The sequence below is a fragment of the Actinoplanes sp. NPDC051633 genome (genome assembly GCF_040681735.1).
Classification (GTDB): Bacteria; Actinomycetota; Actinomycetes; order Mycobacteriales; family Micromonosporaceae; genus Actinoplanes.
The window spans coordinates 1-8,515 of the sequence record NZ_JBFAZH010000219.1 but is presented as its reverse complement, the minus strand read 5'-3'; the positions used below and the strand labels follow the sequence as shown (position 1 = coordinate 8,515).

Sequence of the window (8,515 nt, the reverse complement as noted above, 5' to 3'; positions counted from 1 at the left end):
GCCGCGATCAACTTTTCTGTCGCACCCCCGCCGTAAGGTCCGTTTTCGTGACCACTCACCTACCGAAGGTAATGCTTCGGACCCAGGAGGATGTGGAGGCCCGCATCCGGGCCATCTGCTTCAAGACGGGTCCGCCCACCCACATCGGCGCCGAGCTGGAGTGGACCGTTCACCACTCCGACGCTCCCGCGGCGCCGCTCAGAGCCGCTGACCTGCGGCGAGCCCTCGGCCGGCACACCCCGGCCACCCTGGATCCCTCACTCCCGCCCGACCCTCTCCCCGCCCTCGGCTCGCTCACCGCCGAGCCCGGCGGCCAGCTCGAGATCTCCTCCGCGCCGGCCACCTCCCTGGGCGCTCTGCACACGGCCGTCAGCACCGACGTCGAGCACCTCACCCAGCTGCTCACCACCGCCGGCCTCACGCTCGGCCGCAGCGGCATCGACCCGCACCGGCGGCCGCACCGCCTCATCCACAACCCGCGCTACGACGCGATGGAACGCGCCTTCGACGCGGACGGGCCGCACGGCCGGGTGATGATGAACAGCACCGCCGGCCTCCAGGTCTGCCTGGACGCCGGCCCACCCGACCAGCTTCCCGCCCGGTGGGCCGCGGTGACCGCGCTCGGCCCCGTCCTGGTGGCCGCCTTCGCCAACGCCCGGCGGCACGCCGGGCGGGACACCGGCTGGGCGTCGGCCCGGATGGCGGCGTGGCTGGGCATCGACCCGCGGCGTAGCCATCCGTTCGCACACCCGCCCGGCGACCCAGCGGCGGGCTGGGTGCGGTTCGCGATGGCCGCTCCCCTGCTGTGCGCCGGCGGCGCGACGCTCGGCGACTGGCTGCGGGGTGCGCTGCCCGGCCGGCCCACCGAGGAGGACGTCGACTTCCACCTCAGCACGCTGTTCCCACCGGTCCGGCCGCGGGGCTATCTCGAGATTCGCTATCTCGACGCCCAGCCCGGCGCGGACTGGATCGCGCCGGTGGCCGTCCTCGCCGTTCTGCTGGCCGACCCGGCGACCACCGAGGCCGCCCTGGAGCTGGCCCGGCCGGTGGCCGACCGCTGGGTGGAGGCCAGCCGGTGCGGCCTGGCCGACCCGCCGATCCGCCGGGCGGCGACCAGGGTGCTGGACCTCGCCTGCCGCCGCCTGGGCACCACGGATCTGCCGCCCGGCGCCCGCCAACACGTGATCACCACCGTCGAGAAGCGCTTGCGAGACGCGGAGGAGCAGTCATGACCATCGAGACCGGACGACTGCGCGACAAGGTCGCCGAGGAGCTGACCCGCGCGCGTGACCGCACCACCGCGCTCACCGAGGCGGTGGACGACGGCGACCTGATCCGCCAGCACTCGCCGCTGATGTCCCCGCTGGTCTGGGACCTGGCCCACGTCGGCAACCAGGAGGAGCTCTGGCTGGTCCGGGACGTGGGCGGGCGCGAGCCGCTGCGGCAGGACATCGACGAGCTGTACGACGCGTTCAAACACGCCCGGAAGAACCGGCCGGCCCTGCCCCTGCTCGGCCCGGCCGAGGCCCGCCGCTACGTGGCCGAGGTCCGTGACAAGGCGCTCGACGTGCTCGACCACAGCCCGCTCGAGGGTCAGCGGCTGCTCAGCGACGGGTTCGCGTTCGGGATGATCGTGCAGCACGAGCAGCAGCACGACGAGACGATGCTGGCCACGCACCAGTTGCGGATCGGCGCGCCGGTGCTGACGGCGGACCCGCCGCCGCTGCCCGCCGAGCCGGTCACCGGCGAGGCGCTGATCGCGGGCGGCCCGTTCGTGATGGGCACCGACACCGAGGCGTGGGCGCTCGACAACGAACGCCCGGCCCACACCGTCGACGTGCCCGCGTTCTACATCGACCGGGCGCCGGTGACCAACGGCGAGTACGCGGCCTTCATCGCGGCCGGTGGGTACGACGACGCCCGCTGGTGGAGCACGGCCGGCTGGGACCATCGGCAGGCGGCCGGGCTGACCGCCCCGGCGCACTGGCAGCGCGACGGCGACGGCTGGGCGGCCACCAGCTTCGGCCGGACGGCGCGCATCGTGGCGGACGAGCCGGTCGTGCACGTGTGCTTCTACGAGGCGGAGGCGTACGCGGCGTGGGCCGTCAAGCGGCTGCCGACCGAGGCCGAGTGGGAGAAGGCGGCGCGGTGGGATCCCGTGTCGGGGCGGTCGCGGCGGTTCCCGTGGGGTGACGAGTCGCCGGAGGCGCGGCACGCCAACCTCGGGCAGCGGCACCTGGGGCCCGCCCGGGTCGGCGCGTACCCGGACGGCGCCTCACCGGCCGGGGTGCATCAGCTCATCGGTGACGTGTGGGAGTGGACGTCGTCGGACTTCCGGGGCTATCCGGGGTTCGCCGCGTTCCCGTACCGGGAGTATTCGGAGGTCTTCTTCGGACCGGACCACCGCGTGCTGCGCGGCGGCTCGTTCGGCACCGACCGCTCCGCGTGCCGCGGCACGTTCCGCAACTGGGACTATCCGATCCGCCGGCAGATCTTCAGCGGGTTCCGCTGCGCCCGGGACGCCTGATGTGCCGCCATCTGGCGTATCTCGGTCCGCCGGCGCCGCTGTCCCGGCTGCTCTTCGATCCCCCACACTCGCTGGCCCACCAGTCGTGGGCGCCGCGCGACATGCGCGGCGGCGGCACGATCAACGCGGACGGGTTCGGCATCGGCTGGTACTCCGGGGTTGGCGCCGCGCCGGTTCGCTACCGGCGTGCCACACCACTGTGGAGTGACACGACCCTGCCCGGGCTGGCGCCGTCGGTCATGGCCGGGGCCGTGCTGGCCGCCGTGCGCAGCGCGACCGTCGGCATGCCGGTGGTGGAGACGGCGGCGGCGCCGTTCTCCGACGGGCGGTGGCTGTTCAGCCACAACGGTGTCGTGACGGGCTGGCCCGACTCGGTGGCCAAGCTCGCCGCGACCCTGCCCACGGCCGACCTGCTGATGCTGGACGCGCCGACCGACTCGGCGTTCCTCTGGGCGCTGGTGCGGGATCGGCTCCGCCGCGGCGACGGCCTCGCGGCGGTGGTGGCCGACGTCATGGCGGCCGCCCCCGGCTCCCGCCTCAACCTGCTGCTCACCGACGGCGCCACGATCTTCGCGACCACCGCCGGCCACGCCTTGTCCGTCCGCCACGGCGACGGACAGGTGCTGGTCGCCTCCGAACCACTCGACGACGACCCCGCCTGGCGGCCGGTTCCGGACCGCTCGCTGGTGACTGCCACCCCCGACGCCATCGCATCGGAACCCATCGAACTGGGAGAAGCATGAGAGCGGCCACCCTCGAGGTGCACCTGGACGACGACGACCTGGCCCGCATGCTGCGCGCCGACGTGCTCACCGGCCTCACCGCCGACCGGAAGTGGCTGCCGCCGAAGTGGTTCTACGACGCCCGGGGCAGCGAGCTGTTCGAGCGGATCACCGAGCTGAGCGAGTACTACCCGACGCGGACCGAGCGGGCGATCCTGGCCGAACGGGCCGCCGACATCGCCCGGGCCACCGGCGCGCGGGTCCTGCTCGAGCTGGGGTCGGGCTATTCGACGAAGACCCGGCTGCTGCTGGAGGCTCTGCGCTCGCACGGGACGCTGGAGGCGTTCGTACCCATGGACGTCTCCCCCACGGCGCTGACAGCCGCCACCGCCCACATCGGCGCCGACTTCCCCGAGCTCCGCGTACACAACATCGTGGGTGACCTGACCCGTCACCTCAAGCACCTGCCGCGCGGGCGCGACCGCATGATCGCCTTCCTCGGCGGCACCATCGGCAACCTGGCGCCGGCCGAGCGGGCGGTGTTCCTCGCCGACGTCCGGTCGGTCCTCGACCCCGCGAGCATCTGCTGCTGGGCACCGACCTGGTGAAGAGCCCGCGGGTGGTGGTGCCCGCCTACGACGACGCGGACGGGGTGACCGCCGACTTCAACCGCAACGTGCTGCGGGTGCTCAACCGCACACTGACCGCGGACTTCGAGGTGGACGGGTTCGCGCACGTGGCGCTGTGGGACGCCGACCACGAGTGGATCGAGATGCGGCTGCGGGCGCGGTGGCCGATGCGGGTCACCATCCCGGGCGTCGACCTGGTGGTCGACTTCGCCGCCGGCGAGGAGGTGCGCACGGAGATCTCGGCGAAGTTCCGCCGCGACGGCGTGGAGCGGGAGCTGGCCGACGCGGGCTTCGAGGTGGACCGATGGTGGACGGACCCGGACGAGCTGTTCGCGGTGTCGCTCGCCCGGGCCGTCGCCTGACGCCTCAGCTGTCGGGGAAGGACACCGTGACACGGTGCTGGTCGGACGGCCACGCGGGAACGGCGATCGCGGTGGTCTGGTGGCTCCCGCGAGCGCGCATGAAGAGCCGGACCGTGCCTTGGGCCGGCACGTAGACGTCCGCCGCCGAGAGGAAGGTCAGCGTGGTGAAGGGGAACAGCTGACCCTTCGACAGGTCGCTCTGCCGGTCGGGGCCGAGGTAACCGGTCCCGCCCGGCAGCGCGGCGCCGACGTCGCTGAGGAAGAGCGCGTTGTTCTCGCCGACGTTGCCGGTCGGGGACGCACGGTTGCTCGACCGCGGGCTCACCGAAGGCGTCAGCACGTTGCGTCCGTTCACGGTCAGCACGTCGTTGTCCCCGGCCTGGTCGCCCCACATCTCGCGGGCCCGGGTCAGCACCAGGTTGACGTGGCCGGGACCGCGCGGCAGCAGCGCCTCGAGGCCGGTGCCCACCGGCGCGGAGTTGAGCCGCACGAAGTGGTCGTCACGCAGGAACGGGCGCTGATAGAAGTGGTGCACCGTGCCGCCCGGCCGGATCACGGCGAACTCGTAGCTCACGCCCCGCAGCAGGGTGAAGGGGCCGAACTCCCCGCCGGCGTCGACGGCCTGCCGAGCCACCCGGAGCAGGCGGCGCCCGGTCCCGGGGTGCACCGCCCACACCTGCAGCTCCGCGCCGGCGAACCCGGCGTTCTGCGGGAAGATCACCGTCCGTCCGGCGACCCGGACGAGGAGGCCGCGGCTCGGCGTCACCGCTGTGGTGCGCGGGTCCCGGCCGAGAAGGAATCGGTGCATCTCCACGAAGGACACCGGCGAGCTGACCGTCTCGGTGTGCCCGAAGTCGCGGTGATAGACGTTGGTCGCCCCGGCGATCGAGCCGACCGCGCCCAGCACCGGGCCGGGCGGCGACTGCCACTCGCCCCACAGCGCGAGGGTCGGGACGCCGCCGGGCAGGGTCGCGCTGCTGCGGCCGTCCAGGTTGACGTACCGGGCGACCTTGCCGGCGTGTGCGGCGAGGTACGCCTGGCTGATGCCGGTGCCCCGCGAGTGCGCGACCAGCAGGACCTTGCCGGAGCCGCGGACGCCGTCCAGGAAGGTGTCGAGCCCGGCGACCGCCTCGGCGTCGGTGGGCCGGCTGCTGTCGTACTCGTAGGCGAAGAGCAGCCGTTGCGGGTAGCCGTTGGCGGCGAAGCGCTGGAACTGCGTCTGGAACTGCGTCGCCGACCCCGAGTTGCCGTGCACGAAGACGATCGGGAGGCGGCGCGCGACGTGGGCCGTCGCCGGCCGGGCGAGGGGTGGCGCCAGCGGCAGGGTCAGGAGGAGTACGCAGAGCAGCAGCAGACGGCGCATGACGCACAGCCTCGCGCCGGCGCACACCGAGCGATAGATCCCGATGGATTTTTGCGCAAAGAGTGCAACTTCTTCCGGCACCCCCGGTCAGGCGCAGCCGACGCAGGTGCGGGCGGCCGGGCGGGCGGCGAGGCGCTCCGGCGGGATCGGGCGGCCGCAGCGCTCGCAGATGCCGTACCCGCCGGCCGCCAGCCTGGTCAGGGCGTCGTCGAGGTCGGCGACGCGGCGGCGGGTCGCCTCCAGCACCGCGGTCAGCTGGGCGCGCTCGTACCCGATGGTGCTGCCCTCCGGGTCGTGCTCGTCGTCGGCGTTCGAGGCCCTCGCGGCCTCGAAAAGGCCGCGCAGATCCCGCTCGAGGACCTCCACCTGAGCCCTCGCCTCGTCCCGCAGCCGGGTCAGCTCAGCCTCCATCGGATGCCTTTCTGAGCAGGAACTCCCGGGTCGCCGGGTCGGTGGCGAGCTCGGCGGCCACTGTGTACTCCCGCTGCGCCTCGGCGCGGCGGCCGGCCCGGGCCAGCAGATCGGCCTTCGCCGCATGGTACGGCTGGAAGGAGTCCATCTCGCCCAGCGCTTCCAGCCCCGCGGCGGGACCCTCGACGCGGCCGATCACCGCGGCGAGCGCCACCCGGCCGCCCAGGCTCGGCTCCACCGCGACCAGCGCCTGATAGAGGGTGCGCAATGCCGGCCAGTCCGTGACGCCGGTGCGTACCCGGTCGCAGTGCACGGCCTGGATCGCCGCCTCCAGCTGGAACCGGCCCGGCGGGCCCGGGCGGGTGGCCCGGCGCAGGTAGGACTCGCCCTCGGCGATCAGCCGGAGGTCCCAGGCGTTCGGGTTCTGCTCCTCGAGCGGCACGTAGGTCTCCCGGGACAGCGGCCGGCGCGCCATCGACAGCGTGATCAGCGCGGCCAGCCCCCACGCCTCGGGCTCGTCGCCGAGCAGCGCCGCGAGGGTGACCGCCAGGTACTGCGCCTCGCCGTCCCAGGTGATCGCGTAGGCGCCGTAGACCGCCTCCAGCACGGCCGGCAGCCGCTCGGGCATCACGTGCCGGTCCGGCACGACGAACGGGATGCGGGTCGCCTTGATCCGCCGCTTCGCGCGGACCAGCCGCTGCGCCATGGCCGGGCCCGGCACGGCGAGGGCGGTGGCGATGCGAGCGGCTTCCAGGCCGAGGACGGTCTGCAGCATCAGCGGGGTACGCACGCCCGGGTCGATCGCCGGGTGCGCGCAGACGAACATCAGCCGCAGCCGTTCGTCCGGGATCGCGTCCGGGTCGAGGTCCTCGATGGCCGGCTCGGCGGCCGCTTCCAGGGGGACGCTCGTGCGGTGGGCGGCGGATTTCCACACGTCGCGCAGACGGTTGCGGGCCACGGTGAGCAGCCACCCTTCGGGATTGTCCGGCACCCCCTGCTCCGGCCAGGTGCGCAGCGCCCGCTCGAAGGCACCGGCCAGGGCGTCCTCGGCGAGCGCCAGGTCACCGGTGGGCGCGGCCAGGATGGCGGTGAGACGGCCGTACGCGACGCGCGCGACCCGTTCGGCCGTCTCCCACGCGGCGCTCACTCGTTGCGGACCCAGACGCCGTCCACGACGTGCGTGGCGCCCGGCCGGATCTCGACGGCGCCCCAGGACACCGACGGCGCCTTCTTCGCCCATTCGATCGCGGCGTCCAGGTCGGGCACATCGATCACGAACGTGCCGCCGAGCTGCTCCTTGGTGTCGGCGAACGGGCCGTCCTGGACCCGGACCTCGCCACCGGCCGTGGTCAGCGTGGTGGAGTGCTCGGACGGCTGCAGCACCTCGCCGGCGACCAGCACGCCGGCCTGGTGCAGGGTGGCGACGTAGCTCTGGAAGGCCTGCCGGCCCTGCTCCAGGGTCTCCTGGGGAAGCACGTTGCCCAGCTCGGGGAAGTGCAGCAGCAAGGTGTAACGCATGGTGTCGATCCTCTCATCGGTGATGGTGCCTCACCTGCGTGACGACTCGGCACGGCCCCGATCGACACCGGCTCAGAAATTCAGGTCCACGACGACCGCGAAATGATCCGACGGGTACTCGGGACGGTCCCCGGCCAGCGTGGCCCGCACCGCGTCCACCGCTGCGCCCGGCCGGCCGGGGCGAGCAAGGACGTGGTCGATCCGGCGGTCGATCAGATGGGTGCACTCGAGTGGGGCGAACGGCACGGCGGAGCTGAGCGTGGCCGCCGCGGGGTCGCCGCCGGCCGCCGCCCAGGCGTCGGTCAGCCCGGTCAGCGGCGCGAAGACGGGCTGGTCGGCCGCCGCGTTGAGGTCGCCGATCAGCAGGACCGGGAGGTCGCCGTCGAGGCGCGGATCGGTGGCCAGGGCGGCCAGCGCCTCGTTCTGCGCCCGCTGGTCGGCCTCGTAGTGCGGCTCCCATTCCGTGCAGGTGACGATGACGTGCAGCGGCCCGCGCGGGTGGTCGAGCGTCGCCAGCAGCGCGGTCGGCGGCGGGCCGGGGCGCTGGGGGTGCGGCAGATCGTGCACCTCGGTGGCGCGGATCGGCCACCGGGTGAGCAGCCCGATGCCGACCTGGGCGCCGGCCTCCTCCGGCGTCGGCGGGAGCGCGGTCGGCACCCACACCCCGGTCAGGTCGCCGGCCAGGGCGGCCAGCCGTTCGGGCTGAGTCGTACCGTCGCCGGACCAGGTCTCCTGCAGGCCCACCACGTCCGGCCGCACCGTGCGCAGGGTCTCCACGATGCCCGCCTCGCGGTCGCGCCATGCGGGCTCGAACCGCCACAACACGTTCAGGTCATCACCCGCACTCGTCAGACCTCCTGACCGCCCACGTCGACGTCGCCGTGCGCCACCAGCCAGCGCAGTGCCTCGCGCAGCGTCTCCAGCGAGCTGTACCGGGGCGCATACCCCAAGATCGCCCGGGCACGCTCGATGCTCGCGGTGAT

8 protein-coding genes and 1 pseudogene are annotated in these 8,515 nt (G+C 73.6%); 4 read left to right on the top strand and 5 right to left on the bottom strand.

The window, feature by feature from the left end; genetic code table 11:
• Positions 1-71: 71 nt before the first annotated feature.
• The 4 genes and pseudogenes from egtA to egtD all read left to right on the top strand — a co-directional run bounded on the left by egtA (position 72) and on the right by egtD (position 4,240).
• Positions 72-1,232, top strand: a complete 1,161-nt coding sequence (gene egtA, locus AB0M20_RS15055) for an ergothioneine biosynthesis glutamate--cysteine ligase EgtA (protein WP_364298325.1) — start codon at positions 72-74, stop codon at positions 1,230-1,232.
• On the top strand, positions 1,229-2,527 hold the full coding sequence (gene egtB / locus AB0M20_RS15050; protein WP_364298323.1) for an ergothioneine biosynthesis protein EgtB: 1,299 nt from the start codon (positions 1,229-1,231) through the stop codon (positions 2,525-2,527). The genes egtA and egtB overlap by 4 nt, the downstream gene beginning before the upstream one ends.
• On the top strand, positions 2,527-3,270 hold the full coding sequence (egtC, locus tag AB0M20_RS15045; protein WP_364298321.1) for an ergothioneine biosynthesis protein EgtC: 744 nt from the start codon (positions 2,527-2,529) through the stop codon (positions 3,268-3,270). Before egtB ends, egtC begins: the two co-directional genes overlap by 1 nt.
• Positions 3,267-4,240: pseudogene (egtD, locus tag AB0M20_RS15040) on the top strand (L-histidine N(alpha)-methyltransferase). The gene egtC and the pseudogene egtD overlap by 4 nt, the downstream one beginning before the upstream one ends.
• A gap of 4 nt (positions 4,241-4,244) precedes the next feature.
• Here the strand turns inward: egtD and AB0M20_RS15035 are convergent.
• The 5 genes from AB0M20_RS15035 to AB0M20_RS15015 all read right to left on the bottom strand — a co-directional run bounded on the left by AB0M20_RS15035 (position 4,245) and on the right by AB0M20_RS15015 (position 8,357).
• Complete coding sequence (locus tag AB0M20_RS15035) at positions 4,245-5,603, bottom strand: alpha/beta hydrolase (protein WP_364298319.1); 1,359 nt, start codon at positions 5,601-5,603, stop codon at positions 4,245-4,247.
• Between the two features lie 87 nt (positions 5,604-5,690).
• Positions 5,691-6,014 (bottom strand): TraR/DksA C4-type zinc finger protein, encoded by a 324-nt coding sequence (locus AB0M20_RS15030; RefSeq protein ID WP_364298317.1) that lies wholly within the window; start codon positions 6,012-6,014, stop codon positions 5,691-5,693.
• The gene (locus AB0M20_RS15025; protein WP_364298315.1) at positions 6,004-7,161 is read right to left on the bottom strand and encodes a DUF6596 domain-containing protein; all 1,158 of its coding nucleotides are present in this window, start codon (positions 7,159-7,161) and stop codon (positions 6,004-6,006) included. The genes AB0M20_RS15030 and AB0M20_RS15025 overlap by 11 nt, the downstream gene beginning before the upstream one ends.
• Positions 7,158-7,532, bottom strand: a complete 375-nt coding sequence (locus tag AB0M20_RS15020; RefSeq protein WP_364298313.1) for a YciI family protein — start codon at positions 7,530-7,532, stop codon at positions 7,158-7,160. Before AB0M20_RS15020 ends, AB0M20_RS15025 begins: the two co-directional genes overlap by 4 nt.
• 72 nt (positions 7,533-7,604) lie before the next feature.
• On the bottom strand, positions 7,605-8,357 hold the full coding sequence (locus AB0M20_RS15015) for an endonuclease/exonuclease/phosphatase family protein (protein ID WP_364298311.1): 753 nt from the start codon (positions 8,355-8,357) through the stop codon (positions 7,605-7,607).
• Positions 8,358-8,515: the final 158 nt, after the last annotated feature.